The 26,750-nt window shown below is 60.5% G+C and carries 20 protein-coding genes; 5 read left to right on the top strand and 15 right to left on the bottom strand.

The genetic code is table 11. From position 1 onward, the window contains the following. Window positions 1–8: 8 nt before the first annotated feature. The 13 genes from PspCFBP13508_RS16935 to PspCFBP13508_RS27765 all read right to left on the bottom strand — a co-directional run bounded on the left by PspCFBP13508_RS16935 (window position 9) and on the right by PspCFBP13508_RS27765 (window position 14,810). Complete coding sequence (locus PspCFBP13508_RS16935) at window positions 9–905, bottom strand: antimicrobial resistance protein Mig-14 (RefSeq protein WP_137215171.1); 897 nt, start codon at window positions 903–905, stop codon at window positions 9–11. Then, complete coding sequence (locus tag PspCFBP13508_RS16930) at window positions 905–2,035, bottom strand: glycosyltransferase (RefSeq protein WP_137215170.1); 1,131 nt, start codon at window positions 2,033–2,035, stop codon at window positions 905–907. The genes PspCFBP13508_RS16935 and PspCFBP13508_RS16930 overlap by 1 nt, the downstream gene beginning before the upstream one ends. After that, window positions 2,019–3,776, bottom strand: coding sequence for a carbamoyltransferase (locus PspCFBP13508_RS16925; RefSeq protein WP_130912190.1), 1,758 nt, complete (start codon window positions 3,774–3,776; stop codon window positions 2,019–2,021). The genes PspCFBP13508_RS16930 and PspCFBP13508_RS16925 overlap by 17 nt, the downstream gene beginning before the upstream one ends. A 172-nt stretch (window positions 3,777–3,948) precedes the next feature. Beyond that, a complete protein-coding gene (locus tag PspCFBP13508_RS16920) occupies window positions 3,949–4,278 on the bottom strand; it encodes a YceK/YidQ family lipoprotein (RefSeq protein WP_178084499.1) in 330 nt (109 codons plus the stop codon). Between the two features lie 180 nt (window positions 4,279–4,458). After that, window positions 4,459–5,910, bottom strand: coding sequence for a lipopolysaccharide kinase InaA family protein (locus PspCFBP13508_RS16915; RefSeq protein ID WP_137215169.1), 1,452 nt, complete (start codon window positions 5,908–5,910; stop codon window positions 4,459–4,461). After that, on the bottom strand, window positions 5,910–6,662 hold the full coding sequence (locus tag PspCFBP13508_RS16910; RefSeq protein WP_137215168.1) for a lipopolysaccharide kinase InaA family protein: 753 nt from the start codon (window positions 6,660–6,662) through the stop codon (window positions 5,910–5,912). Before PspCFBP13508_RS16910 ends, PspCFBP13508_RS16915 begins: the two co-directional genes overlap by 1 nt. Continuing rightward, window positions 6,659–7,393, bottom strand: a complete 735-nt coding sequence (locus PspCFBP13508_RS16905) for a lipopolysaccharide kinase InaA family protein (RefSeq protein WP_137215167.1) — start codon at window positions 7,391–7,393, stop codon at window positions 6,659–6,661. Before PspCFBP13508_RS16905 ends, PspCFBP13508_RS16910 begins: the two co-directional genes overlap by 4 nt. Next, window positions 7,393–8,199 carry a lipopolysaccharide core heptose(I) kinase RfaP gene (gene rfaP / locus PspCFBP13508_RS16900; protein WP_137215166.1) on the bottom strand — a complete coding sequence of 269 codons (807 nt, stop codon included), beginning with the start codon at window positions 8,197–8,199 and terminating at the stop codon, window positions 7,393–7,395. Before rfaP ends, PspCFBP13508_RS16905 begins: the two co-directional genes overlap by 1 nt. Next, window positions 8,199–9,320 carry a glycosyltransferase family 4 protein gene (locus tag PspCFBP13508_RS16895; protein WP_130912166.1) on the bottom strand — a complete coding sequence of 374 codons (1,122 nt, stop codon included), beginning with the start codon at window positions 9,318–9,320 and terminating at the stop codon, window positions 8,199–8,201. Before PspCFBP13508_RS16895 ends, rfaP begins: the two co-directional genes overlap by 1 nt. Beyond that, entirely contained in the window at window positions 9,320–10,381 is a 1,062-nt protein-coding gene (rfaC, locus tag PspCFBP13508_RS16890; protein WP_130912165.1) for a lipopolysaccharide heptosyltransferase RfaC, read from the bottom strand. Before rfaC ends, PspCFBP13508_RS16895 begins: the two co-directional genes overlap by 1 nt. Window position 10,382: 1 nt before the next feature. Continuing rightward, a complete protein-coding gene (gene waaF / locus PspCFBP13508_RS16885) occupies window positions 10,383–11,417 on the bottom strand; it encodes a lipopolysaccharide heptosyltransferase II (protein ID WP_122881210.1) in 1,035 nt (344 codons plus the stop codon). Between the two features lie 331 nt (window positions 11,418–11,748). Further along, window positions 11,749–14,688: a bifunctional [glutamate--ammonia ligase]-adenylyl-L-tyrosine phosphorylase/[glutamate--ammonia-ligase] adenylyltransferase gene (gene glnE / locus PspCFBP13508_RS16875; protein ID WP_137215165.1), complete on the bottom strand. Its 2,940-nt coding sequence runs from the start codon at window positions 14,686–14,688 to the stop codon at window positions 11,749–11,751. Continuing rightward, window positions 14,685–14,810, bottom strand: a complete 126-nt coding sequence (locus PspCFBP13508_RS27765) for a hypothetical protein (protein WP_256205860.1) — start codon at window positions 14,808–14,810, stop codon at window positions 14,685–14,687. Before PspCFBP13508_RS27765 ends, glnE begins: the two co-directional genes overlap by 4 nt. Window positions 14,811–15,072: 262 nt before the next feature. Between PspCFBP13508_RS27765 and aceE the strand changes: the two genes are divergently transcribed. The 5 genes from aceE to msrA all read left to right on the top strand — a co-directional run bounded on the left by aceE (window position 15,073) and on the right by msrA (window position 25,158). After that, window positions 15,073–17,718 (top strand): pyruvate dehydrogenase (acetyl-transferring), homodimeric type, encoded by a 2,646-nt coding sequence (aceE, locus tag PspCFBP13508_RS16870; RefSeq protein ID WP_130912162.1) that lies wholly within the window; start codon window positions 15,073–15,075, stop codon window positions 17,716–17,718. 11 nt (window positions 17,719–17,729) lie between these two features. Continuing rightward, window positions 17,730–19,685: a dihydrolipoyllysine-residue acetyltransferase gene (aceF, locus tag PspCFBP13508_RS16865; protein WP_137215164.1), complete on the top strand. Its 1,956-nt coding sequence runs from the start codon at window positions 17,730–17,732 to the stop codon at window positions 19,683–19,685. A gap of 278 nt (window positions 19,686–19,963) precedes the next feature. Beyond that, window positions 19,964–21,361: an alkaline phosphatase D family protein gene (locus PspCFBP13508_RS16860; protein WP_130912160.1), complete on the top strand. Its 1,398-nt coding sequence runs from the start codon at window positions 19,964–19,966 to the stop codon at window positions 21,359–21,361. 254 nt (window positions 21,362–21,615) lie between these two features. Further along, window positions 21,616–24,312 (top strand): GGDEF and EAL domain-containing protein, encoded by a 2,697-nt coding sequence (locus PspCFBP13508_RS16855; RefSeq protein WP_130912159.1) that lies wholly within the window; start codon window positions 21,616–21,618, stop codon window positions 24,310–24,312. 195 nt (window positions 24,313–24,507) lie between these two features. Continuing rightward, entirely contained in the window at window positions 24,508–25,158 is a 651-nt protein-coding gene (msrA, locus tag PspCFBP13508_RS16850; RefSeq protein ID WP_137215163.1) for a peptide-methionine (S)-S-oxide reductase MsrA, read from the top strand. A 71-nt stretch (window positions 25,159–25,229) separates the two neighbouring features. Here msrA and rlmJ read toward each other — a convergent pair whose 3' ends face one another. Beyond that, the gene (gene rlmJ, locus PspCFBP13508_RS16845; RefSeq protein ID WP_122508537.1) at window positions 25,230–26,066 is read right to left on the bottom strand and encodes a 23S rRNA (adenine(2030)-N(6))-methyltransferase RlmJ; all 837 of its coding nucleotides are present in this window, start codon (window positions 26,064–26,066) and stop codon (window positions 25,230–25,232) included. Between the two features lie 152 nt (window positions 26,067–26,218). Then, window positions 26,219–26,539, bottom strand: a complete 321-nt coding sequence (locus PspCFBP13508_RS16840; protein WP_101156523.1) for a hypothetical protein — start codon at window positions 26,537–26,539, stop codon at window positions 26,219–26,221. Window positions 26,540–26,750: the final 211 nt, after the last annotated feature.

Raw genomic sequence — 26,750 nt, 5'->3', positions numbered from 1 at the left:
GGTCTGGCTCATACGGTGAACACTGGCACAGGGTTGCACCAGCGGTCCTTGTATTCACGATCAGCGCGACCGAATGAAAAACGCAGCGGCTTGCCGAGTGCCCGTGCATGTTCCCAGGCGCTTTGCGTATTGAGAAAGCTCAGCACGCTGCCGGGGCTGAACTCACGGGTCTCGGGATCAACGCCGCCATTCACATATTCGACACTGATCCATTCCGGCGCCTCGACGCGGTAGACCAGTTGAATCGCAATCGGCGCATCGTTGAGGAAAATGACCGAGCCGATCAGCAACTCGCGCAGCAACTCGATGACCTCGGCCATGCGCGCCGCGCCGGTGGCCGGAAAACCCCAGCGGCGCTGGAACAGATCGCAATACATCGCGGCCAGCTCGACGCTGGAGAACTCGCTGACCGCTCGCACCACACCGCCCGCTTCTTCCAGCAGGCGCAATTCGCGACGCTGGTTGTAGCGGAACTTTTTCGACAATTCTTCCGGGGTGCGCGCCATGGCAAGCTGTTCTGCCTGCAACTTCAGGCCACTGAAACGGCCTTCGTTGAGTGCCGACAGATAGCGCGCCCGATGACGCAGCGGTGCCTGGGCATCAACGGCACCCGGCAGGATCAGCTCGGCATTGCCGAGGTCGAACAGGCCTTTCTTGCCATGGCGCTTGAGCGCGTCCTTGGACAGCGCCAGATCGCGACCCCAGGTAGCGATGGAGGCTTTGATGTCGCCTTGCTGCTGCCAGGCCAGATAACGCACCGGGATCCCGGCCAGGTCCGCCAAGCGCTCGATGACCAGCGGATGCGTTGCGACACTGCCGCCATAACGCTGCCAGGCAGTGGCATAGGTCGAGGCGTCAACGGGCGACCAGCCACGTTCGCGCCAGCCTTGAAATCGGTTGAGCATCAGCCCCTCGTTGCCAGATCGGTAACTGGCGGCAGGCGCCAGAAGGTCTCGCGCACCGCACGGTCGGAGAAACGCTCATGCAGTCGCTCGAGCATCATCTGCGCACATTGACGACGCTGCGGCTCATCCATCGCGGCCAGGTGTTGCAGCCCTTGAGCCAGATGTTCGGCATCGCCCAGCGGAAACAGAATGCCCACACCCTCCACCACTTCCTTCGCCCCGCCGCAGGCGGTGGCCAGCAACGGCACGCCGGCAGCCATGGCCTCCAGCAACACCATGCCGAACGGCTCGTGATCGGAGCTCAGGGCAAACACATCGAAGGCGCGAAAGTAGTTGCGAGCTTCAGGCACCTGACCGAGAAACAGCACTCGGTCGGCAATCCCCAGCTCACGGGCCAGCTCCTTGAGATCCTGTTCCAGGCGACCGCTGCCGAGAATGACCAACTGACTGTTGGCCGGCAGGCCTGGCAGCGCTTGGGCAAACCCGCGCAGCAACGTGGCCTGATCCTTGTCCGGGTGCAGGCGGCCGACGTTGCCGACAATCCAGGCATCCGGCGACAGCCCGAGGATCTGACGCGCTTCTTCAGCCGGGATTTGACGGGCTTGCAGTGCAGGCACATCGATGCGGTTGTACAGCGTCTGGATTCGGCTCGTCGGCCACTTCGGCAGGCAGTGACGCATGTCGTCACGCACCGCATCCGACACCCCGAGCAGGCTCAGGCGCTTGCGGAAAATATGCGCGAACAACTTGCGCGTGCCGCGCTGGTAATCGCCGAATGCGTGGTGCACGCCAATGACCGGCAGCGAGGTGCCGAGCAAGGCGATGTAGATCGGTTTGAAGCGATGGGCGATGCAAAGACTGAAATTGCGTGAGGCGACGATCTTGCGCAAATCGCCGATAGCCCCCAGTTTCAGGCCACGGATGGCCTTGGAGCTGTACTCCATGAACAACACTTCATCGGAAGCACACGCTGCGGCCACCTCGCTATCGGCCGCCCCGGTCAGAAACACCGTGGTCACCCGATAGCCGGTGCCGGCAAACAGGCTGGCGTACTGCCGTGCGCAGTCCAGGAACGGCCCGTCATAGCCGTGACAGAACTGCAGCACATGGCGTTCAGCCGAACGAGTCATAAGCGTTCGCGCCCTCTTTCACCACCAGGATGTCTTCCATGATCAGGTACTGCAGATCCGAGCCGAAAAACATGTTCAGCGCGTCGGTCGGCGAGCAGATCATCGGCTCGCCACGGCGGTTGAGCGAAGTGTTCAGCGACACGCCGTTACCGGTGAGGTTTTCCAGCGCCTTCATCATGTCGTAGTAGCGCGGATTGTACTCACGCTTGAGCACTTGGGCCCGGGAAGTACCGTCTTCATGGACGACTTCCGGCACGCGGGTTTTCCATTCTTCGGCGACTTCGAAGGTGAAGGTCATGAACGGCGCCGGGTGATCGATCTTGATCATCTGCGGCGCGACGGTGTCGAGCATCGACGGGCAGAAAGGCCTCCAGCGCTCGCGGAACTTGATCTGGTGGTTGATGCGGTCGGCGACACCGGCCACGCTCGGGCAACCGATGATCGAACGGCCACCCAGTGCACGCGGACCGAACTCCATGCGCCCCTGAAACCAGGCGACCGGATTGCCATCGACCATGATCTGGGCGATCTGCTCCGGCATGTTGTCAAGCTTGCGCCAGGTCGGCTTGTTCTCGTGGCGGGCACACGCAGCAATCACGTCTTCGTTGCTATAGGACGGGCCGAGGTAGACGTGTTCCATCTTCTCGACCGGTACGCCACGGGCATGCGACACGTAAGCGGCAGCGCCGACTGCGGTGCCGGCATCGCCGGACGCAGGCTGCACGAACAGCTCTTTGATGTCGTCGCGCGCGATGATTTTCTGGTTGAGCTTGACGTTCAACGCACAGCCACCAGCGAAAGCCAGCTTGCCGGTTTCCTTGAGGACGTCGCCCAGATAGTGGTCGATCATCTGCAACGCCAGCTTCTCGAACAGCGCTTGCATACTCGCGGCGTAGTGAATGTATGGTTCATCAGCGATGTCGCCTTCGCGCTTCGGACCCAGCCACTCGATCAGCTTCGGCGAGAAGTAGAAGCCTTTGCCCTTTTCTTTATAACGACGCAGGCCGATGACGTTGGCGTAGTCGGTATTGATCACCAGCTCGCCATTTTCGAACGAGGCCAGACGGGAGAAATCGTATTTGCTGGCATCGCCGTACGGCGCCATGCCCATGACCTTGAACTCGCCGTCGAGCATCTCGAAACCGAGGAACTCGGTGATCGCACCGTACAGACCGCCGAGGGAGTCCGGATCGAAGAATTCCTTGATCTTGTGGATCTTGCCGTTTTCGCCATAACCGAAGAACGTCGTGGCGTATTCGCCTTTACCGTCGATGCCGAGGATCGCGGTTTTCTCTTTGAAACCGGAGCAGTGATAAGCGCTGGAGGCGTGAGCCAAGTGATGCTCGACCGGCTCGATCTTGATTTTCTTCGGATCGAAGCCCAGTTGCTCGAGGCACCAGACGATCTTGTTGCGATAGCGCTTGTAGCGACGGTTGCCCATCAGGATCGCATCGAGAGCACGATCCGGGGCGTACCAGTAGCGCTTGGCGTAGTGCCAGCGGGCCTTGCCGAACAGGCTGATCGGAGCGAATGGAATCGCTACCACGTCAACGTCGGACGGCTTGATGCCGGCTTGCTCGAGGCAGAATTTCGCCGATTCGTAGGGCATGCGGTTCTTTGCATGTTTATCGCGTACGAAGCGCTCTTCCTCAGCCGCCGCGACCAGCTTGCCGTCGATGTACAACGCTGCGGAAGGATCATGGCTAAGGGCGCCGGACAGGCCAAGAATCGTCAATGCCACAGGGGTCTAGCCTCTTTAGTCTGCATGCAGGCGCGATGCGCCTTGAAAATTGATGTGCCCTCGCACAGGGCGAGTGGCAGCTAAAGGGCGGGATTATAGCGTAAACATGACGGGAATTACCTTGTGCGAATTGCCACCTGCACGATTGGTCCGAATCAACAGGTTCAACGACTCAATAGCCGTCTCTGCGCCAGTAAATACTCAGATTTGAATCGGTAATCTGCCGATATACCGTGTAAGGCAGCGAAAGCGTATCGAACACGGCGGACAACGGAAGATCGAACAAAACAAACGGCACCAGCATTCCCGTAGGATCAGGCGGCGCATTCAGAGTGCAAAAATCGAAGGCCAGACCACTGTAGATGCGCGGAATCGATTGGCAGTAGGTCTTCTTTTTGCGCAGGTCACGGGCAGCATCGGCGTCGCCCTGTAAAACGGTCGAGACACTGCCACAGCCTGAGAGAACTGCAGATATTACGCCCAGCGTCAGAAATTTCTTCATGTCCAAGATTTGCCCTCCGAGATCGTCAGGCAAATTAGCATCGAGCCCGAGCAGGGCACAGTTCATGGCTTCTGGAGAAGTTGTAGGACAGATCGCTGTATTTTGTCCGTTACTGCCCACAGACTCCGTTTCGCAGTGGACCAGGCCCATTGCAAGAACGAGCCTGCTCGTGAGAAGAACTCACCCTGCGCTGGAGACTTCCTTCGGCAACCGCTGATCAATGACTTGGTACAACGCGCTGCTTTCAGGCCAGTTACGCATGAACCGCGCGCGATCGCGGGCGTAGGCCTGGGCAAAACTGCCGACCGATGAGTGCTGACACATCGAGTCGAGGTCGATCAGCGCCCAGCGATCCGTCTGCCAGAACAGGTTGTGGCCCTTGAAATCGCCATGGCTGATGCGCTCGGCGATCAATCGGGCAAACAGCTGATCAAGCGCCAGCAACTCGGCTTCCGGTGCCTGGCCATTTTCCACGTACGGCGCAAAGCGCTCGATGATGTCCGGCCCGGGCAGGAATTCGGTGACCAGATAGGCACTGCGGCGCAGCCACAAAAAGCGTTTTTCCAGTACCGCCAGCGGTTTCGGCGTGGCGATGCCCAGGAACGCCAGGCGATTGCCTTCACGCCAGGAATGCCAGGCCCGGCTCGGGCGCCAGAAGCGTTTGAGCCAATGGGCGAAATTCTTGATGTTGTAGCGCTTGATAACCAGAGCCCGCCCGGCTATCTCGACTTTGCCAACGCTGGCCGCGCCGCCGGTCTTGTACAGGTGCCCCTGATCAAGCAAGGCGTCAGCCTGCTCAAGCACCGGCAGCATGGCCGCTTCTTCTTCACGGCGAACCGCGCGCAGGGCAAATGCGCCGCGCTGCACCGCAAACAATGTGCAGTCTCGGCCGACCTTGTTCAGATAATCCCTGAGTCGCCAGTTGCGCACCTTGTCGATCTGTTTTTGCAACGCCTCCAGCGGCAACGCATGTTCGCTGTTGCTCAGCAGGTAATACACCAGCAGCTCTTCGGTGAACGGCTCGAGTGATTTCGGTAGCTGGGCGAAAAACACGCCGAGGTTTTCCAGCACTTTCTGCCGGGACAAGGGCTGCCCCGCCGTTTCCCCACGAACGCCGGCGCCATCGATCAGATACAGCTGACCGCCGTGGCGCAGCAGATTGTCCAGGTGCAGATCCTCCTGCCAGAGTCCTTTGCCATGCATCCGTCCGATAGCATCCAGTGCTTCGGCCAGCACGGCGGTCTGCTCGTCGGCCAGCGCCGGCAGCGACTCGACCTCCGCCCAGGCATCACCGAGACTTTTGGCGCCCTCAAGAAATTCGAACAGCAGCCAGCCACCCTCGCCGTCCTTCAGTCCATCGGCCAACAGCAGCGGCGTGGTCAGGTTTTGCGCAGCGAGCAGGCGCACACCGTCCAGCTCCCGCTGGAAATGCCGGGCGGCCTTGCTGCCGACCAATAACTTTGCCAGCACCGGCCGACCGCGCCAGACACCTGCGCCAACGTAACGCTGCCCGGGCAACACCCGCAGCAGACTGAGCAACTGCAGATCCGCCGCACCGGCGGCGTCCGCGAGGGTTACGGTCAGTGGCAGTGAAGGTGCGCGCCCGGAGCGGGCCAGCTCGGACAATTGCATCAACGAGTCTCCTTGTGACTGCGCCGCGCGGTCAGTCGGCTCAGCCAGCTGTCGAGCAGCGAGCTGTCAGTCGGCTGATCGAGATAAGCCGCGAGCAATTGGCGCAAGTCGGCCTCGCTCCACTGCGGCGCGCGACGTTGCAACGGTTCCAGATCCTTGACCCGATCACGCATGCCGAACAGCAGCGGGCGGGTTTTCTCCAGATCGATCAGTTGCGCCTCATAGCCGTCGCCGGTGGCGCGCAGGAAAATATGCTTGGGATAGAAACAGCCATGCACCTGACGCGCGCTGTGCAGCCGCCGCGCCAGCAGACCGCAAGCCCTGAGGATGGCCGAATGTTGCGCGGCACTGAGCTGTGCCCAGCGCGCCAGCAACGAATCCAGGTCGCTCCAGCCATCGAGTGCGCGGGTGAGCAGAATGGCGCGCACTTCCCCGGCGACCTTGCGCTCACCGAAAAACGCCGCCTGCAACGCCGGAATGCCCAACTTGCGGTAACGGCTGATGTTGCGAAATTCGCGGGCAAAGCTCGGTTCGCCAAACGGCGCCTGCAAGGTCCGCGTCAGGTAATTGCTCTGTCGCTTGAGGTAATAGCCCTGGCCTTCAAGATCCAGGCGGAACACGCTGCTCCAGCCGCCACCGGCGGTGTTGGGCTCATCCACAGCTTCAAGCTGTTTAGCCCACAGTGCGTCGAAGTTGCCGAGACCGTGGCGCTCCAGCAGTGCGCGGTCCTGTTCGGCAAGAAAATCAGTCATTCGCGCCCCTCAAAAAATCTCACCACGTGGCGAATCCGTTTCTTGTCGGCGACATCGAGCCGATCACACTGGCGATACTGCTTGTAGAAGCGCAGGCGCTGGGTGTTGGACAGGTGATATTTAGCCAGCTTGTCGAGACAGGCGAGGTCCTTGGTGATCCGGTACTTGAGCCAGAAGCCGCGCCAGAATTCGCCGTTGGGGCAGTCGATGAGGAAGATGCGCGCCTGATCGTCGATCAACAGGTTGCGCCATTTCAAATCGTTATGCGTAAACCGATGGTCGTGCATGGTCCGGGTGTAGCCGGCCAGTTGCTGGCTGACACCGTCGACCCAGGCGCGATCCTTGAGCCTGGGATCCTTGCGCTCGGCCAGCGCCGAGAGGTCTTCGGTATTGGGCAGTTCACGGGTGATCATCGCACCCCGATCGTAGGCCGCGCCCCGCCGCTCCAGCCCCCAGGCCACCACCTCGGCAGTCGGGATGCCCCACTTGGCGAAGCGCTTGAGGTTCTGCCATTCCATTTTTACCCGCGGCTTGCCGAGGTAACGGCGCAGGCCCTTACCGGCGCCAACGTAGCGTTTGACGTAGTAATTGACGCCGTCGCGCTGCACGCGAAGGACCTCCGACAGCGGGTCGCGGGTCAGGCGCTCGCCCTGCAACGCAAACACCGCTTCGAGACTGCCGAAATCTTCGGCGAGGTCGCTGTACTGCGGTTCAAGTGTCCAGCCCGCCATCAGAGCGCATCCCCGTAACGCTGTTTACGCGCGTAGAGCTTGTCGGCCTTGCCTTGCAGCCAGCTCAGCAACGACGCCTCTTCTGCCAGAATCTGCCGCAGCGGTTGCTGGAAGTAGCCCTTGAGGAAACGCAGCTTGTCGCGGCGGGTCAGGCCGATGTCCAGCGCGGAGAAGTACAGCGCTGCCAGATCCTTGTTGCGCCAGCGCTGAGTGATTTTCGCGCGGGTCTGGGCACGGTGCAGATCGATCACCGAGAGTTTGAAATCCTGCGGCGTGACCGGTTTGTCGGTGTGCAGCAGGAAGTGGCAGATATAGCAGTCGCGGTGATTGACCCCGGCGCGATGCATCATCCCGGTCATCCGCGCGACTTCGGCAATCAATGCGCGCTTGAGTGTTGGCTCCGGCGGCTGTTTGACCCAATCGATGCTGAAGTCTTCAAGGCTGATGGTCGGCGCCAGTTCTTCGGTGACGATGAACGAATGCTGATCCGCCGGGTTGCTGCCCTTCTCGCCGTAGGCGACGGCGGTCATGGTCGGCACGCCGACTTCCTGCAGACGCTGGATGGCCTTCCACTCTTGCCCGGCGCCGAGCACGGGCAGCTTGGCGGTCAGCAGGTTCTTGAAGATTTCGCCCCAACCGATGCCACGGTGAATCTTGACGAAAAAACCATGGCCGTCGACTTCCGTGCGCAATGTCCGGCGCGCTTCCAGCTCGCGGTATACCTCGCCCTGCAAGCCCTCGACTGCGGCGAACGGGTCGCGTCCGGCCCAAAGGCTTTTGAACGGTTCAGCCAGCATCAACTTCATTAAGCGTGCTCCGCCAGAATCACATCCGCCGCGTGCTGCGGCATGCTGTAGAGGTCGGCCGTCTCGGCGAAGGCCAGACCGTTGCGGCTCCAGGCCGCACGTGCAGCGTCGTTGCTCAACATCTCGGTCAGGTATCGGGTCAGTTGCGCCTGCTCGAACGGCTCGTCCAGCACTCGCCCGGCATCGGCCTCGGCAATGTAATGGGCGTAACCGCAGACCGCGCTGACCAGCACCGGCAACCCGGCCACCAGCGCTTCAAGCAGCACGGTGCCGGTGTTTTCGTTGTAGGCCGGGTGGATCAACAGGTCGGCGCCGAGCAGGAAACGCGGGATATCGCTGCGCCCTTTGAGGAAGGTCACATTGTCGCCCAGGCCCAGCGTCGCACTCTGCATCTGGAACAATTTGGGGTCATCCTGGCCGATTACAAACAGGCGGGTGCGTTTGCGCAATTCGGCGGGCAGTGCGGCCAGTGCCTTGAGGCTGCGATCGACGCCCTTGGTCTTGAAGCCGGAACCGATCTGCACCAGCAGCAGCTCGTCGTCCTTGAGATCGAATTCGGCGCGAAAACCGGCGCGAATCTCATCGGCATTCGCCGGCCGCCGACGATCCTGGGCAATGCCCGGTGGCAGCAGGTGAAAGCGCTCGAGCGGCGTGTCGTAATGCTTGATGAACAGCGGTTGCTGCACTTCGGAAATCATCAGCACTTCGGTCTTCGCGTCCTTGGCGAACACCGCGCGCTCGTACTCGGCGAAATGGCGATAGCGGCCCCAGCGGCGATACAGCGAGTTGCGCAGGTTCTGCGCCTTGTCTTCGAAGCAGCCATCGGCGGCGTAATAGACGTCAAGGCCCGGCATTTTGTTGAAGCCGATCAAGCGATCGACCGGACGCTTGGCCAGATCCGCTGCCATCCACGCGCTGAGTTTTTCGTTGCGGCGGTGATTGAAGAACGCCTTGACCGGCGCCACCAGCACCTCGAAACCCGGGGGCACGTCGCCTTCCCAGATCAACGTGTAGACGCGAATCTGGTGGCCGCGCTTCTGGCATTCAAGGGCGATGCGCATGAAATCGCGCTGCAAGCCGCCGAACGGGAAATATTTGTACAGGACGAATGCCAATTGCATCAGCGCAGCTCCTCAGCCATTAACAACGTGCTCAGTCGGCTGGCGACACGCTCGGGGTTCACACGCGTGAAGCACAAAGGCTGCTCGCGTTTCAGGTCAAACTGACGGGCATCCTGCTCGGTCGGTTGATAGGTACATTTTTTCTGCATGCAGGGCGCGCACGGGAAGTCGCTGGCCAGATGAATCTGCAGCTTGCCGTAGGCGCCGGTGAGGCCCGGGTTGGTCGGGCCGAACAACGAAATCGTCGGTACATCCAGCGCAGCGGCCAGATGGCCGAGCCCGGTGTCCACTGCCACGCAGGCTTGCGCGCCGGCGAGGACTTTGCCGACGCCGGCCAGATTGAGTTTCGGCAGCACTTCGGCGTGTTTGAAGCCGGCAGCGATGCGTTCGGCGCGGGCCTTTTCCTGCGGGTTGCCCCACGGCAGCTTCACGCCAACGCCGAGGTAGCCGACCCGCTCGGTCAGCTCGCGCCAGTAGATTTCCGGCCAGTGCTTGGTGTCCCAAGTGGTGCCGTGGAGGAACACAACATAGGCGTTCTTGCGTGGCAACTCGACCAGGCGCTCGACGTTGAGGCCGTAATCGCCGAGGCCTTTGGGCAAGTCGTAACCCAGAGCGATGGCGAATAACTGGCGTACGCGCTCGACGGCGTGCTGGCCTCGGGCGACAGCGAGTTTACGATCGTAGAAGCGCGCAGCCATCGGCTCGCGCGCGGAGGTTTTATCGAGGCCGGCCACCGGGGCTTTGACGTAGCGGGTCAGCCAGGCACTTTTCAGCAGGCCTTGCGCGTCGATCACCAGATCGTATTTATTGGCGCGCACGCTTTGCTTGAAGCGTTTCCACTCGCCGCTGGTGATGGTTTGCCACAGATTCTTGCGCCAGCGGCGGATCGCCACCGGAATCACTTTATCGACCGCCGGGTGCCAGCTCGGAATCTCGGCGAAACCCTCTTCCACCACCCAGTCGAACTTGATGCCCGGGATCGCCCGCGCGGCGTCGGTCAGCGCCGGCAACGCGTGAATCACGTCGCCCAGCGATGAAGTCTTGATCAGCAATACCCGCAAGTTAATGAACCTCGACCACGGAGCCCTGCAACTTCTGCAAGGCATCGTTGACCGCGTCCGGCATCAGCTGGCGCAGGCAGTTGTAATGGCCGAACCGGCAAGTTCGATCGAAGCACGGGCTGCATTCGATGCCCAGGCGCACGATCTCGACCTGCTCGGCCAGCGGCGGGGTGAAGCCCGGCGAGGTCGAGCCGTACACCGCGACCAGCGGACGATTCAATGCAGCAGCGACGTGCATCAGGCCGGAATCGTTGGACACAACGGAATCGGCGCATGAGAGCAGGTCAATGGCCTCGGCCAGCGAGGTACCGCCGCTGAGGTTGACCGATTCTTCACGCAGGCCCGGGATCAAACGTGCGCGGATATCTTCGCCGACCGCGTGATCGTTTTTCGAGCCGAACAGCCACACCTGCCAGCCTTCGCGGATGCGCGCTTCGGCGACCTTGGCGTAGTGCTCGGACGGCCAGCGCTTGGATTCGCCGAACTCGGCGCCGGGGCACAAAGCCAGGACGGGGCGATCGAGAGTCAGGCCGAATTTGGCCAGTGCCGCTTCGCGGGTCACCGGGTCGATTTGCAGACTCGGGCGCGGGTACGGCTTCGGCAGCTCGGCGTTCGCTTCATAGGCCAGCGCCATGAAACGCTCGATCATCAGCGGGTAGCGTTCTTTGTCGAGGGTACGCACGTCATTGAGCAGGCCATAGCGAAACTCGCCGCGCCAACCGGTGCGTTTCGGGATGCCGGCGAAAAACGGCACCAGTGCAGATTTCAGCGAATTGGGCAGCAGGATCGCCTGATCGTACTGACCGCGCAGGGACTTGCCGATGCGTCGGCGCGTCGCCAGTTCCAGCGCGCCGTGGCCGAGCGGGAAGCTCAAGGCCTTGCGCACTTCGGGCATGCGCTCGAGGATCGGCCGGCTCCACTCGGGCGCCAGCACGTCGATTGCGCATTGCGGGTGGCGCTGTTTGAGACACTGAAACAGTGTCTGCGCCATCACCATGTCACCGACCCAACTGGGCCCAACGATCAGAATATTCATGTGGTTTCCAAAAACGAACCGGGGAGGCATTTACGCCTCCCCGCCTCGATAATTCTACAAACACTGTAGATCTACTGTGGGAGCGGGCTTGCCCGCGATGGGGTCTTCACATTCAACACTATTGTCGTCTGATACTCCGCTATCGCTGGCAAGCCAGCTCCCACAGGGTTTTGCATCTGTTTCAACATCTGCATTTCAGCGCAGATTACTGTGGGAGCGAGCCTGCTCGCGAATGGGCCAGTACATTCAAAACAAATGCCGACTGACACTCCGCCTTCGCGAGCAGGCTCGCTCCCACCTTTTGAATCTCATTGTCTTCATTGGCGCTTTTTCAGCTTAGCCCCATCTCTTTCCATATCCGCAAAACCTGCCGACGTTCGTCGGCAAACTGGTCGCCCGGTATCACCCCGGCGTCCTTCTGCAAGGCCTGCCGGTGGGCGGCGGAGCGGTAGGCCTTGTAGGCCTCGCGCAACAGACTGGCATCTTCGGCGGGCATCAGCCGTTCGTGTTCCAGCTCTTCCAGAATGCGGATGTTATCAGTCCAGCGCAGCAGCGGCGGATGGCTGTGCGACCACGCCAGGGCCGCGTATTGCACCATAAATTCAATATCGACGATACCTCCGGCGTCCTGCTTGAGGTCGAACGGCACGCCCCCGTCGAACGCATTCGCCGCCGTGCCGGCCGCGGTGCTGCGGGTGCCGAGGTTGTCGCGCATCTTCGCGCGCATCTCGCTGACTTCCTGTTGCAGTTTGGCCAGATCCCTAGGTTTGCCCAATACCTGCGCGCGGACTTTCTCGAAGGCCTGGCCAACATCCTGACTGCCCACCAGCACCCGCGCGCGCACCAAGGCCTGATGCTCCCAGGTCCATGCTTCGTTTTCCTGATAGCGCGCGAACGCGCCGAGGGAACTCACCAACAGCCCGGAAGCACCGGACGGCCGCAGGCGCATATCCACTTCATACAGCTGGCCGGAGTTGGTCTGCGCCGTGAGCAAATGAATGATCCGCTGCCCCAAACGCGTGAAGAACTGCGCGCCGTCGATTGATTTCGGCCCGTCGGTTTCCGCCTGCGGATCGCCGTCGTGGATGAACACCAGATCCAGATCCGAACCATGCCCCAATTCCAGGCCGCCGACTTTGCCATAACCGACAATGATGAAGCCGGGATCGCACAGCGTGCCATCGGTGCGCAGCGGCGTGCCGTACTTGGCCACGGTCTGCCGCCAGGCCAGGGCGAGCACCTGTTCGAGAATCGCTTCGGCCAGCCAGGTCAGGTAATCGCTGACTTTCATCAGCGGCAGGCTGCCTGCAATTTCCGAGGCGGCGACGCGCAAGCGGTGCGCCAGTTTGAAGTGGCGCAGGGCTTCCATTTGCTGCTCGAGGTCGTCTTCGGGAATTCGCGTCAGGCGTTCGCGCAACTCGGCCGCCAGTTCCGGCGCCAGCGGCGGCTTGAACAGCCGACCTTCGTTGAGCAATTCGTCGAGCAGCAGCGGGAAGCGCGTGATCTGCTCGGCAATCCACGGGCTCGCCGCACACAGGGTCAGCAGGCGGCGCAGCGCACCGGGGTTTTCCGTGAGCAACACCAGATACGCCGAGCGCCGCGCCACCGCTTCCACCAGCGGCAGCACGCGCTCGAGTACCAGATCGGGATTGTCATGCTCCACTGCTTGCGCAAGCAGTCGCGGAATGAACGCATCCAGACGTTCGCGTCCCAGCCGCTGCATCGCGCGCAGTTGCGGACTGCCGCGCAAACCGGCCAGCGCTTTCAGGGCTTTGCCGGCATCGACGAAACCGCCTTCCTGCAACTGCCGGCACGCGGCCTCCTCGTCCTGTTCTTCCTCCCACAGCGGCAGCCACTCACCACCGACCACCACTTCGCTTTCGCTGCCCTCTTCCTCATCGGGATCGGCGATCACCTGGGCGAAATGCCAGGCCACGCGCCCGCGCCAGTACATCAGTTGTTCATGGAACGCCGACCAATCGGCGAAGCCCAGCATGAAGGCGATCCGCGCCTGATCCTGAGCGCTGTCCGGCAGCATCTGCGTCTGGCGGTCGGCAATCGCTTGAATGGCATGTTCGGTGTAACGCAGAAACTCGTAACCCTCGCGTAACTCACTGACCACCGCCGGCGGCAGATAGCCTTGCCCTTCCAGCGTGCTCAGCACCTTTAATAGAGGACGCTGTTGCAGGCTCAGGTCGCGGCCACCGTGGATCAGTTGAAAGGCCTGCGCGATGAACTCGACTTCACGAATGCCGCCGGAGCCGAGCTTGATGTTGTCGGCCATGCCCTTGCGCCGCACTTCCTGCTGGATCAACTGCTTCATGGTGCGCAGCGCTTCGATCGCCGAGAAGTCCAGATAGCGCCGATAAACGAACGGCCGCAGCATATCGAGCAACTGCGCGCCGGCAACCTGATCGCCAGCCACCACCCGCGCCTTGATCATCGCGTAGCGTTCCCAGTCGCGGCCCTGATCCTGGTAATACTGCTCCAGCGCATTGAAGCTGAGCACCAGCGCACCAGAGGATCCGTATGGACGCAGGCGCATGTCGACGCGGAAGACGAAGCCGTCGACCGTCATCGGATCCAGCGCCTTGATCAGACGCTGGCCGAGGCGGATGAAGAATTCCTGATTATCCAGCGAGCGTTTCACGCCGACGGTTTCGCCGCCTTCGGGGTAGGCGAAGATCAGGTCGATGTCGGAAGACAGATTCAGCTCGACCGCGCCGAGCTTGCCCATGCCGAGAATGACCATCTGCTGCGGCTCACCGCTGCGCCGGCCGGTGGGTGTGCCAAATTGCTCGCAATGGCGGCTGTATAGCCATTGATAAGCCTGATCGATGGTGGCGTCGGCCATGTCCGAGAGGTCGCGGCAGGTCTGCACCAGATCGGCCTGACGGGTCAGGTCGCGCCAGATGATCCGCACCTGATGGCGTGCGCGCTGGCGACGCAAGGCGCGGCCGAGTTCTTCTTCGCTCTGCGCGGTGTTCACAGCGGCGGCGATCTGTGCGCACAGCTCCCCGGGCGCAAACGCTCGATCAAGTTCGCCGGACGCCACCAGCGACAACAACATCAAAGGGTCACGAATGCTCTGTTCAATGACAAATTCGCTGGCGGCGCTGACACGGGCGAATTGCGCCCAGCGCTCCGGCGTCCAGTTCGACAGGCCGTGATCGTCTTCAAGGGCGGCGACAGACGTACGGAACGACTGCTCGGATCGGCTGACCAACGGCAGGAGAATGGCGGGCAGTTCGGCAAGCACGGGCAGGGTCATGGTCTATCCTTGATCGGCGTATTGAGGGCCGCTTGTAGTGAATGATGAAAACCCGCTACGTGAAGGACTGTCGAACAAAAGTTAGAAATAGCTGAAATTTCTTCTTCTTTGGCATCCAGCATCAAACTTTCACCTTATTCGGATGGAAATCGACCCGCCTTAACGATTATTCTCACAACGCAGTCGGAGGCCACAAGCCTTTCATCTGTAGTTTTACTACTCGTCTATACATTCGAAAGGCTGAAATGCCGGAAGATTTGTAGTAAAACTACACGCCGCCGGAACAACCTGTCGGCAATCCAAGAATTTTAAATCGTCTGCCCACAAGGCCAGTCGCAAACTCAGGCAACCGATTCTGGAAGCCTTTCCGCCCTGGAGCAAGCCATGCAAGACCTCGATCCCGTCGAAACCCAGGAATGGCTGGACGCCCTGGAATCGGTTCTCGACAAAGAAGGCGAAGACCGTGCTCACTATCTGATGACCCGTATGGGCGAACTCGCGACCCGCAGCGGCTCGCAGCTCCCTTACGCGATCACCACGCCTTACCGCAACACGATCCCCGTTACCCACGAAGCACGCATGCCTGGCGACCTGTTCATGGAACGCCGCATTCGCTCGCTGGTACGCTGGAACGCGATGGCCATGGTAATGCGCACGAACCTGCGAGATTCGGACCTGGGTGGTCACATCTCCAGCTTCGCTTCCAGTGCGACCCTGTATGACATCGGCTTCAACTATTTCTTCCAGGCCCCGACCGACGAACACGGCGGCGACCTGATCTACTTCCAGGGCCACACCTCGCCAGGCGTTTACGCCCGTGCATTCATGGAAGGCCGCATCACCGAAGACCAGATGAACAACTTCCGTCAGGAAGTCGATGGTCAAGGCCTGTCGTCCTATCCGCACCCTTGGCTGATGCCTGACTTCTGGCAGTTCCCGACCGTATCGATGGGTCTGGGTCCGATCCAGGCGATCTACCAGGCGCGCTTCATGAAGTACCTGGAACACCGCGGTTTCATCCAGCCGGGCAAACAGAAAGTCTGGTGCTTCCTGGGCGACGGCGAGTGCGACGAGCCGGAATCCCTGGGCGCCATTTCCCTGGCCGGCCGCGAGAAGCTGGACAACCTGATCTTCGTCATCAACTGCAACCTGCAGCGCCTCGACGGCCCGGTTCGCGGCAACGGCAAGATCATCCAGGAACTCGAAGGCGTGTTCCGCGGCGCTCAGTGGAACGTGACCAAAGTCATCTGGGGCCGTTTCTGGGACCCGCTGCTGGCCAAGGATGTCGACGGCATCCTGCAACGTCGCATGGACGAAGTCATCGACGGCGAGTACCAGAACTACAAAGCCAAAGACGGCGCGTTCGTTCGCGAGCACTTCTTCAACACGCCTGAACTCAAGGCGATGGTTGCCGATCTGTCCGACGACGAGATCTGGAAACTCAACCGTGGCGGCCACGACCCGTACAAGGTCTACGCGGCGTACCACGAAGCGGTCAACCACAAGGAACAACCGACCGTCATCCTCGCCAAGACCATCAAGGGTTATGGCACCGGTGCCGGCGAAGCGAAGAACACCGCGCACAACACCAAGAAGGTCGACGTCGACAGCCTGAAGCTGTTCCGCGACCGCTTCGACATCCCGGTCAAGGACGAAGAACTGGAGCATCTGCCGTTCTTCAAGCCAGAGCCAAACAGCGCCGAAGCCCGCTACCTCGCCGAGCGCCGTGCCGCACTGGGCGGTTTCGTGCCGCAGCGCCGTGCGCAGAGCTTCAGCGTACCGACCCCGGATCTGGACACCCTCAAAGCCATCCTCGATGGCTCGGGCGACCGTGAAATTTCCACCACCATGGCTTTCGTGCGGATCCTCGCGCAACTGGTCAAGGACAAGGAAATCGGCCCGCGCATCGTTCCGATCATCCCGGACGAAGCCCGTACCTTCGGTATGGAAGGCATGTTCCGTCAGCTGGGTATCTACTCCTCCGTCGGCCAACTCTACGAGCCAGTCGATAAAGACCAGGTGATGTTCTACAAGGAAGACCAGAAAGGTCAGATCCTTGAGGAAGGCATCAACGAAGCAGGCGCCATGAGCTCGTTCATCGCTGCCGGTACTTCGTACTCCAGCCACAACCAGCCGATGCTGCCGTTCTACATCTTCTACTCGATGTTCGGCTTCCAGCGCATCGGCGATCTGGCCTGGGCTGCCGGCGACAGCCGTACCCGTGGCTTCCTGATCGGCGGCACCGCTGGCCGTACCACCCTGAACGGTGAAGGTCTGCAGCACGAAGACGGTCACAGCCACTTGCTGGCCGCGACCATCCCGAACTGCCGCACCTACGATCCGACCTACGGCTACGAGCTGGCGGTGATCATTCAGGACGGCATGAAGAAGATGACCGAAGAGCAACAGGACATCTTCTACTACATCACCGTGATGAACGAGTCGTACCAGCAGCCAGCCATGCCGGCCGGTGCCGAAGAAGGCATCAAGAAAGGCATGTACCTGCTTGAGGAAGACACTCGCGATGCGGCGCACCACGTTCAGCTGATGGGCTCCGGCACCATCCTGCGCGAAGTGCGTGAAGCGGCGAAGATCCTGCGTGAAGAGTTCAACATCGGCGCTGACGTGTGGAGCGTTACCAGCTTCAACGAACTGCGTCGCGACGGCCTCGCTGTAGAGCGCAGCAACCGTCTCAAGCCTGGCCAGAAGCCTAAGCTGAGCTACGTCGAAGAGTGCCTGAACGGCCGTAAAGGTCCGGTCATTGCTTCTACCGACTACATGAAGCTGTTCGCCGAGCAGATCCGTCAGTGGGTACCGTCCAAGGAATTCAAAGTCCTGGGCACCGACGGTTTCGGCCGCAGCGACAGCCGCAAGAAACTGCGTCATTTCTTCGAAGTCGACCGTCATTTCGTGGTGTTGGCAGCCCTGGAAGCACTGGCTGACCGTGGTGATATCGAACCTAAGGTTGTGGCCGAAGCCATCGCCAAGTTCGGCATCGACCCGGAAAAACGCAACCCACTGGACTGCTGAGGAGACATTTTGTGAGCGAACTCATTCGCGTACCTGACATCGGCAGCGGTGAAGGTGAAGTAATTGAACTGTTTGTGAAGGTCGGCGACCGCATCGAAGCCGACCAGAGCATCCTGACCCTGGAATCGGACAAGGCCAGCATGGAAGTGCCGGCCCCGAAAGCCGGCGTCATCAAGAGCCTGAAAGTAAAGCTGGGCGACCGTCTGAAAGAAGGCGACGAACTGCTTGAGCTGGAAGTCGAGGGCGCCGCTGAAGCGGCCCCTGCACCTGCCGCCGCACCTGCTGCGAAAGCCGAGGAGAAACCGGCTGCCGCCCCTGCTGCTGCCGCTCCTGCCGCTGCTCCTGCTGCTGCCTCGGTACAGCAAGTGCACGTGCCGGACATCGGTTCGTCGGGCAAGGCGCAGATCATCGAGATTCAGGTCAAGGTCGGCGACAGCGTCGAAGCTGATCAATCGCTGATCACCCTGGAGTCCGACAAGGCGAGCATGGAAATCCCGTCGCCTGCCGCTGGCGTGGTCAAGGCCATCAGCGTCAAGCTCAACGACGAAGTCGGCACTGGCGACCTGATTCTGGATCTGGAAGTGGCGGGTGCTGCGGCCCCTGCTGCTGCCGCTCCGGCTCAGGCTGCTGCGCCTGCTGCTGCCGCTGCGCCAGCCCCGGCGGCGGCTCCGGTGGCACCGGCCGCTGACACTGTTCAGGACATCCATGTCCCGGACATCGGTTCGGCTGGCAAAGCCAAGATCATCGAAGTGCTGGTCAAGGCCGGCGACACTGTCGAAGCCGACCAGTCGCTGATCACCCTGGAATCCGACAAGGCGAGCATGGAAATCCCATCGCCTGCCGCTGGCGTGGTCGAAAGCGTTTCGATCAAGCTCGATGACGAAGTCGGTACCGGCGACCTGATCCTCAAGCTCAAAGTCAAAGGCGCGGCCCCTGCTGCTGCCCCGGCTGCGGCTGCTGCACCGAGCGCTCCGGCACCTGCCGCTGCTGCTCCGGCTGCCGCTGCACCTGCTGCCGCTCCAGCCGCCGCACCGGCCAAGCCGGGCGCGAAAGTGCATGCTGGCCCTGCCGTGCGTCAATTGGCCCGTGAGTTCGGCGTCGAGCTGAGCGCCGTTGGCGCCAGCGGTCCGCACGGTCGCATTCTCAAGGAAGACGTGCAGGTTTACGTCAAGGCGATGATGCAGAAGGCCAAGGAAGCACCGGCCGCTGCTGGCGGCGCTACCGGTGGCGCGGGCATTCCGCCAATCCCGGTGGTCGATTTCAGCCGTTTCGGCGAAATCGAAGAAGTGCCGATGACCCGCCTGATGCAGGTCGGCGCTGCCAACCTGCACCGCAGCTGGCTGAACGTGCCACACGTCACGCAATTCGACTCGGCGGACATCACCGAGCTGGAAGCCTTCCGTGTAGCGCAGAAAGCCGTGGCCGAGAAGGCTGGCGTCAAGCTGACCATCCTGCCGCTGCTGCTCAAGACCTGCGCGCATTTGCTCAAGGAGCTGCCGGACTTCAACAGTTCGCTGGCACCAAGCGGCAAGGCGATCATCCGCAAAAAGTACGTGAACATCGGCTTCGCCGTCGACACCCCGGATGGCCTGCTGGTGCCGGTCATCAAGAACGTCGACCAGAAGAGCCTGCTGCAACTGGCAGCCGAAGCGGCTTCGCTGGCTGAAAAAGCCCGCACCAAGAAGCTGTCCTCGGACGAGATGCAGGGCGCCTGCTTCACCATTTCCAGCCTCGGCCACATTGGCGGCACCGGCTTCACGCCGATCGTCAACGCGCCGGAAGTGGCGATCCTTGGTGTTTCCAAGGCAACCATCCAGCCAGTCTGGGACGGCAAAGCCTTCCAGCCGAAGCTGATGCTGCCACTGTCGCTGTCCTATGATCACCGTGTGATCAACGGCGCTGCAGCTGCACGCTTCACTCAGCGTCTGGGCAGTCTGTTGGGCGACATCCGCACCATCCTGCTGTAACTCAAACGGCCCTCCGGCAACGGGGGGCCGCTTGCTGCACCCTTTCGAGCGCCACACGCTCGTACCTCAACCCCGCCAGTCTGGCGGGGCTTTTTTTTGCCTGAATGAAAGCGGCGGGCGTCTTTTTCCCACAACTATCGCTGACATCGGCCACAAACCCTGTCCACTTAGCGCCAATATTTTCCGCCGCTCGGCAACTAACCTCTGCTCTGGAAAGTTGCTTCAACGCGCTCCGATTATTTAACTCTTACTTCTCTGACTTTCGAACGGAATCGATCATGTTCAAACCGACCATAGGCCCCATTGTGGGCCACACCACAACTAACGAAGTGCGAATTTTCATTCGCGGTGAACAGCAGGACAGAAAACGTGTATTTGCCGGAGTCCGCGCCCGTAAAAGCGGTGCGGAGAAATGGTCGAACAGCGTATTTGCACTTTTGAATCCAGCCAATGATATGTCGGGTGTGCTCGTATTACAGGATCTGGATGCCGATTGTGAATATGAATACCAGGCTGGCTGGTTAAGCCCGATGAATCCAGTGCACACCGTCGACACCGTGGTGGAGTTTCCACTGCAATGGCCACGGCAGCTCTATCGCTTTCGCACCCGCACTGCGCAAGCGAGGCAGCCTCGAGGCTTTATTGTCGGTTCTTGCCGTTATCTGCGGATCACCGCTGGCATCGCCTCCTTGCCGCAGCTGGGCGACCGCATCTTTGGCTCGATCAATCAGCTCGTCGAGCAAAGTCATTTACCGGTCAGTGCGGTGATCATGACCGGCGATCAAGTTTATGTAGATGACTTGAATATCATTGCACCGGATCGCGCAGCCAAGGACATTCTGAAAAAGTACCGAACGGCATTCTCGCAACCGAATATTCAAAGACTGATGTCCAATACATCGACTTACATGATGCTCGACGATCATGAAATCGAAGATAACTGGCCCGCCAATGCCAAAGCAGCAGACAAGGACTTGTATCGCAATGCCATGGCCGCTTATGAACTTTATCAAGCCAGCCACAGCCCGGTTTACGCATGTAATGGCAAGGGCCAGCTAGACCGGAATACCTTGAAGCATTACTGGTATCAGTTCGGCGACAGCGATATCGCCTGGTTCGTCACCGACAGTCGCACCCGGCGCAACCTGTCGAAGGATGACCGGCGCATTCTCGACGCTGAGCAGGAACAGGCGTTGCTTGACTGGCTGATCCACAGCCCGGCACGGGTGAAGTTCGTGGTGACCAGCGTGATGTTCTATCCCGATCGCAAGTTCAACGGTGACGATGCCTGGAAAGCCTTTCCCGAACAGCGCCTGCGCCTGCTGGAAACCATTCGCACCCATCGGATCAAGAACGTGGTGTTCGTTTCCGGCGACGTTCATGGTTCTCTGACCAGTCGCCTGTCTCACAGCGAGGACGCCGGATTCGAAGTGCACACCATCGTGTCCTCGCCGCTGCACAACAGCAAATTGCTGCCGTATGCCAGAGCCTCGACATTCATCCTCAATCAACCGCTGGTGCGCACGGCGGCCGGGGATTATCGGCACGAGCTGACCAGTGCCGTAGTGAGTCAGGACAATTTTGCTCATGTGGTCGTTGAGGCTGATCAGATATTGGTCAATTACCATGACCGCGATGGCAAGCAGCTGCAGTCGATCAGTATGAAATTGCGTTGAAACACCCAAAGATCGCAGCCTTCGGCAGCTCCTACATGGCTACGTGGCGCCTGCAAGAGTTGTTCAAGGCTGCGATCTTCTGCTCATTTCAGTTGTGCACTGGAGAAATGTTCACTGCAGCCGACATATTCTTATAGCACTTGGCCTTCATCTCTCTTGTCAGTCGGTGCCGCAATGATGCAACCTTGCCGCAGCCAACAGACAAGAGGGCGAGAGCCCGGCGCATTCAGCATATTTCCAAGCGAGTTCCATTCATGAAGAGCCAACCCGATGCCGCCAGCCGTACGGCGGCCGAGGTAGTGACGCAGTTGCCTGTGCCCTCGCGGCTCGGCATGCTGCGTTTCGAGCGCTTGAATGAAGCCAGTTGGGCGATGTTGTTCCTCGACCCCAACTGTGAACGCCAGTTCGGCCAGCCCGCCGTCGAGCTCTGCGCGCTGGTCGGCTCGCCCTACGCCAGCCTGATGGAGCCGGAAGCGCGCTATCAACTGCATGACGCAATCCAGCAGCAACTAAGCAAAAGCGCGCATTACGTGGTGCGCTACACCCTGCACACCGCCGCCGGCGCGTTGAATATCCTCGAATTGGGTGAAGCCTACAAACAGCACAACCGGCATTTGCTGCGCGGCTACCTGCTGGCCGTCGACGAGGTGTTCGACCAAGCCCAGGCGCTGCCTTCGGTGGATCTGGAAACCCAGAACTCGCGCCTGCAAATCGCCCTTGAGCTGAACCAGCGTGCCCAACAGGAACAACTGCAGCATCTGGAGCGCGTGCGCGCCCAGCAGGATCTGATTCTGTTGCTCGCCCGCCAGCGCTACAGCACGCACAACTCGCTGCAGGAAGCCGCCGAACTGATCACCCGCTGCGCCTGCGATATCTACGAAATCGACTGCGCCAGCCTGTGGAACCTCGACGGTCAGCGCTTGCTGCCGATCTCCGCCTACCATCGTGCGACCCAGGAATACATCCTGCCGGAGCCGATCGATATCAGCGGCTTCCCCGACTACATGGAAGCGTTGCACAGCAGCCGCGCCATCGACGCAAACAACGCCATGCATGACCCGCGCACCCGCGAGATGGCCGAGGCGATGCGTCCGCGTGACGTCAATGCCATGCTCGATGCCAGCATCCGCGTCGACGGCCAGGTGGTCGGCGTGTTGTGTCTGGAACAGACCGGCGTCACTCGCGCCTGGCAGTCCGACGAAATCGCCTTTGCCGGTGAACTGGCCGACCAGTTTGCGCAGGTGATCAACAATCACAACCGGCGCACCGCCACCAGCGCCCTGCACCTGTTTCAACGCGCGGTCGAGCAGAGCGCCAACGCCTTTTTGCTGGTCAACTGCGACGGCGTGGTCGAGTACGTCAATCCGAGCTTCACTGCGATCACCCAGTACACCACCGAGGAAGTCCACGGTCAGCGCCTGTCGGAATTGCCGGCGCTGGAAAACCTCAGCGAATTGCTGTTCGACGCGCCCTCGGCGTTGGCCCAGAGCAACAGTTGGCAGGGTGAATTCAAGAGCCGCCGCAAGAATCTCGAACCGTACTGGGGCCAGTTGTCGATTTCCAAGGTCTATGGTGACAACCGAGAGCTGACGCATTACATCGGCATCTACGAAGACATCACCCAGACCAAACTCGCGCAGCAACGTATCGAGCGCCTGGCCTACACCGACAACCTGACCAACCTCGGCAATCGTCCGGCATTCATTCGCAATCTCGACGAGCGTTTCGCCCGCGACAGCGATACACCGATCAGCCTGTTGCTGGTCGACATCGACAACTTCAAGCGGATCAACGACAGCCTCGGCCACCAGACCGGCGACAAACTGTTGATCAGCCTCGCCCGGCGCCTGCGCAACAGCCTCAGCCCGAGTGGCAGTCTGGCGCGTTTTGCCAGTAACGAATTCGCCGTGTTGCTCGACGACACCGATCTTGAGGCCGGGCAGCAGATTGCCAGTCAGTTGCTGATGACCCTCGACAAGCCGATGTTCGTCGACAACCAGTTGATCAGCGTGACCGGCTCCGTGGGCCTGGCCTGCGCGCCGCTGCACGGGCGCGATCCGCAAACCCTGATGCGCAACGCCGGTCTGGCACTGCACAAGGCCAAGGCCAACGGTAAACACCAGTTGCAGGTATTCACTGAAGCGCTGAACGCCGAAGCCAGTTACAAACTGTTCGTCGAGAACAACCTGCGCCGCGCCCTGACCCAGAACGAGCTGGACGTGTTCTACCAGCCGAAACTGTGCCTGCGCAGCGGTCGCCTGCTGGGGATGGAAGCGCTGTTGCGCTGGAACCACCCGGAGCGCGGCATGATTCGCCCGGACCAGTTCATCAGCGTCGCCGAGGAAACCGGCCTGATCATTCCGATCGGCAAATGGATCGCCCGTCAGGCGTGTCGCATGAGCAAATCCCTGACCGCTGCCGGCCTGGGCAATCTGCAGGTGGCAATCAATCTGTCACCGAAACAGTTCTCCGATCCGGATCTGGTCGCCTCGATCGCCAACATCCTCAAGGAAGAAGCGCTGCCGGCCAGTCTGCTCGAACTGGAGCTGACCGAAGGCCTGCTGCTGGAAGCCACCGAAGACACGCACTTGCAACTCGACCAGCTCAAGCGCCTCGGGTTGACGCTAGCCATGGATGACTTCGGCACCGGGTATTCATCGCTGAGTTATTTGAAGAAATTCCCGATCGACATCATCAAGATCGATCGCAGCTTCATCCACGAAATTCCCGACAACCAGGACGACATGGAAATCACCTCTGCGGTGATCGCCATGGCCCACAACCTGAAACTCAAGGTTGTCGCCGAAGGCATCGAAACCGCCGAGCAACTGGCGTTCCTGCGCCGGCATCGTTGCGACGTCGGCCAGGGTTATCTGTTCGACCGACCGATTCCGGGTGATGAACTGATCAAAGCGCTCAAGCGCTATCCCCGTGGGCCGCTTTGCCTCTAACGCCTGCCTCTATGAAGATCCCTTGTGGGAGCGAGCCTGCTCGCGAAGGCGATAAAACCGTCGACATCTTCGTCGCCTGACACACCGCTTTCGCGAGCAGGCTCGCTCCCACAGTTTTGATAGTGCGAATTCCGGCATCATTCGGCACACTGGCGGTCTGACTTTTTACCTCCAACCTGACTGAGAGGAACGCTCATGGTTCTGCGCTCGGAAATTCTGGTGAACAAAAACGTGCTTCCAACCAAAGAACAAGCCCTGCCCGGCCGCGAAACCCCGATGACCCTGCCGGAGAAACACTTCGTCTTCGAAGACACCCCGCTGCTCGGTCCATTCTTTCAGGACGTCGATTTTGCGATCTTCGGTCTCGGTTGCTTCTGGGGCGCGGAACGACGCTTCTGGCAGCGCGAAGGCGTGGTCAGCACCGTGGTCGGTTATGCCGGTGGCTTCACGCCGAACCCGACGTACGAAGAAGTCTGCTCGGGCCTGACCGGCCACGCCGAAGTGGTGCTGGTGGTGTATGACAAAGCCAAAGTCAGCTACGAAGAACTGCTGGCGATGTTCTGGGAACTGCACAACCCGACTCAGGGCATGCGTCAGGGCAACGACATCGGCACTCAGTACCGCTCGGTGATCTATGCGACCACCCCGGAGCAGTTGGATGCGGCACTGAAAAGCAAAGACGTGTATCAGGCGGAACTGGCCAAGGCCGGTCTGGGTGAAATCAGCACCGAGATCGACCAGGCGCCGACGGTGTACTTTGCAGAGGCTTATCACCAGCAATATCTGGCGAAGAACCCTGAAGGTTACTGCGGGATTGGCGGCACCGGTGTGTGCATGCCGAACTAAAAGCTGCTAGCGGCAAGCTTCAAGCTGCAAGCGCTGTTTTCGCTTCAGCTTGTAGCTTGTAGCTTGTAGCTTCATTCCGCTATTAACCAATCCATCTGCCAGCCACCCTGGGTCTGCCCCAGCTTCTTAGACAACCACGGCAGCAACTCACGCAACTCTTCCTCAAGCCCCCACGGCGGATTGGCGATCGCCAGCCCGGAACCGTTCAGGCTGTTCGGCGTGTCCAGCGGATGCACCAGCAGCTCCACACGCAGCAACTTCGGTGCACCGGTGCCTGCCAGGTCCTGATAGAAACGCCGCAGTGCACGCTGATCCTTCACCGGATACCAGATCGCTGCCACAGTCTGGCGCATGCGGCCGATGGCTTCTTTCATCGACGCCGCGCAACGCTGCATCTCGTCCAGTTGCTCGAACGGCGGATCGATCAGCATCACCGCGCGCTTTTCCTGCACCGGCAACATCGCCCGCGCCACGTGCCAGCCCTCGCCCAGATGGACTTTCACTCGACGATCGCCGGCCATGTTGTCCTTGAGCAACACGCCATCTTCGGGGTGCTTTTCGTTGAGCATCACCCGATCCTGCGGCCGCGTCAGGCGCCGCGCCAGCTCCGGCGAACCCGGGTAATAGCGCAACTGGCCATCCGGGTTCATCTCGTGCAGCACCTTCATATAGTCGGCAGTCAGCGCCGGCAGGTCCGGCTGATCCCACAACCGCGCAATGCCTTCCAGGTACTCGCCGGTGCGATTGGCCTGATCGCCCTGCAAGTCATACAGACCGATGCCGGCGTGCGTGTCGAGATAGGCAAACGGCTGCTCCTTGCGCGACATCAGAGCGATGAGGCGTGTCAAGGTCAGGTGTTTGAACACATCGGCGTGATTGCCGGCATGGAAGGCGTGACGATAATTCATGGCTGCTCCTGCGAAGGGCGCAAAGTTTACCTTTTACCGGGCGGCAAGTCAGGGGTTCGCAGCCGAGTGGGCCTCAACATCAAAAGATCGCAGCCTTTGGCAGCTCCACGGGATAGGCGCTCACTCTGCCGGAGGCTGCGATCCTCTGATCTTCAGGCGGGCAAGCTGCGCAGGCGCTTGCCGATGACGTCCAGCACATCACAGCCATCCCGCAATGGAATCGCGCACAGCAGGGCAAAGTCGCTGAGGATCACGGAGTCGCATTCGATCGAGCCGCGCATGCACATGTTTTCCAGGACCTGGACCACGGCGCGGATGCGGTGGTTGGCAGCGTCCATGAGGATATCGAGGGGCACATGGGTGTCGACGAACAGGCTGGGCATGTCGCTGCAATTGCCGGTGAGGGCCATGAAGCGGTTGTCGGGGTGAGGCGTGATTTTCTTGTAGGGCGGATCATGTTTTGTCGTTGTCATTCTTGGCATCCCCGAAGTTCTGAGTGGAGCCGCCATTGACCTTCCTACGGGTTTGGGTGGCAGCCATGTGCGGGAGTAGGAACTGAGAACTCCAAATCAGCCACGTCGAAACGTGTCCCGCACAAAGCCGCCGTCAACTTGTCATGAATACGCTTTGACCCTTGTATTCAGCCTGCGGCAGTTATGCACTTCAGAGTTCGGGATCCTACCC

The organism is Pseudomonas sp. CFBP13508, from assembly GCF_005233515.1.
Classification (GTDB): Bacteria; Pseudomonadota; Gammaproteobacteria; order Pseudomonadales; family Pseudomonadaceae; genus Aquipseudomonas; species Aquipseudomonas mercuritolerans.
This window is presented reverse-complemented; position numbering and strand designations above follow the sequence as displayed.

Bases quoted from the DNA above. Each gene is read 5' to 3' on its own strand.
- PspCFBP13508_RS16935 (WP_137215171.1), bottom strand. From the start codon at position 905: ATGCTCAACCGATTTCAAGGCTGGCGCGAACGTGGCTGGTCGCCCGTT.
- PspCFBP13508_RS16930 (WP_137215170.1), bottom strand. From the start codon at position 2,035: ATGACTCGTTCGGCTGAACGCCATGTGCTGCAGTTCTGTCACGGCTAT.
- PspCFBP13508_RS16920 (WP_178084499.1), bottom strand. From the start codon at position 4,278: ATGAAGAAATTTCTGACGCTGGGCGTAATATCTGCAGTTCTCTCAGGC.
- PspCFBP13508_RS16915 (WP_137215169.1), bottom strand. From the start codon at position 5,910: ATGCAATTGTCCGAGCTGGCCCGCTCCGGGCGCGCACCTTCACTGCCA.
- PspCFBP13508_RS16910 (WP_137215168.1), bottom strand. From the start codon at position 6,662: ATGACTGATTTTCTTGCCGAACAGGACCGCGCACTGCTGGAGCGCCAC.
- PspCFBP13508_RS16905 (WP_137215167.1), bottom strand. From the start codon at position 7,393: ATGGCGGGCTGGACACTTGAACCGCAGTACAGCGACCTCGCCGAAGAT.
- rfaP (WP_137215166.1), bottom strand. From the start codon at position 8,199: ATGAAGTTGATGCTGGCTGAACCGTTCAAAAGCCTTTGGGCCGGACGC.
- PspCFBP13508_RS16895 (WP_130912166.1), bottom strand. From the start codon at position 9,320: ATGCAATTGGCATTCGTCCTGTACAAATATTTCCCGTTCGGCGGCTTG.
- waaF (WP_122881210.1), bottom strand. From the start codon at position 11,417: ATGAATATTCTGATCGTTGGGCCCAGTTGGGTCGGTGACATGGTGATG.
- glnE (WP_137215165.1), bottom strand. From the start codon at position 14,688: ATGACCCTGCCCGTGCTTGCCGAACTGCCCGCCATTCTCCTGCCGTTG.
- PspCFBP13508_RS27765 (WP_256205860.1), bottom strand. From the start codon at position 14,810: ATGCTGGATGCCAAAGAAGAAGAAATTTCAGCTATTTCTAACTTTTGT.
- aceE (WP_130912162.1), top strand. From the start codon at position 15,073: ATGCAAGACCTCGATCCCGTCGAAACCCAGGAATGGCTGGACGCCCTG.
- PspCFBP13508_RS16860 (WP_130912160.1), top strand. From the start codon at position 19,964: ATGTTCAAACCGACCATAGGCCCCATTGTGGGCCACACCACAACTAAC.
- PspCFBP13508_RS16855 (WP_130912159.1), top strand. From the start codon at position 21,616: ATGAAGAGCCAACCCGATGCCGCCAGCCGTACGGCGGCCGAGGTAGTG.
- msrA (WP_137215163.1), top strand. From the start codon at position 24,508: ATGGTTCTGCGCTCGGAAATTCTGGTGAACAAAAACGTGCTTCCAACC.
- rlmJ (WP_122508537.1), bottom strand. From the start codon at position 26,066: ATGAATTATCGTCACGCCTTCCATGCCGGCAATCACGCCGATGTGTTC.
- PspCFBP13508_RS16840 (WP_101156523.1), bottom strand. From the start codon at position 26,539: ATGACAACGACAAAACATGATCCGCCCTACAAGAAAATCACGCCTCAC.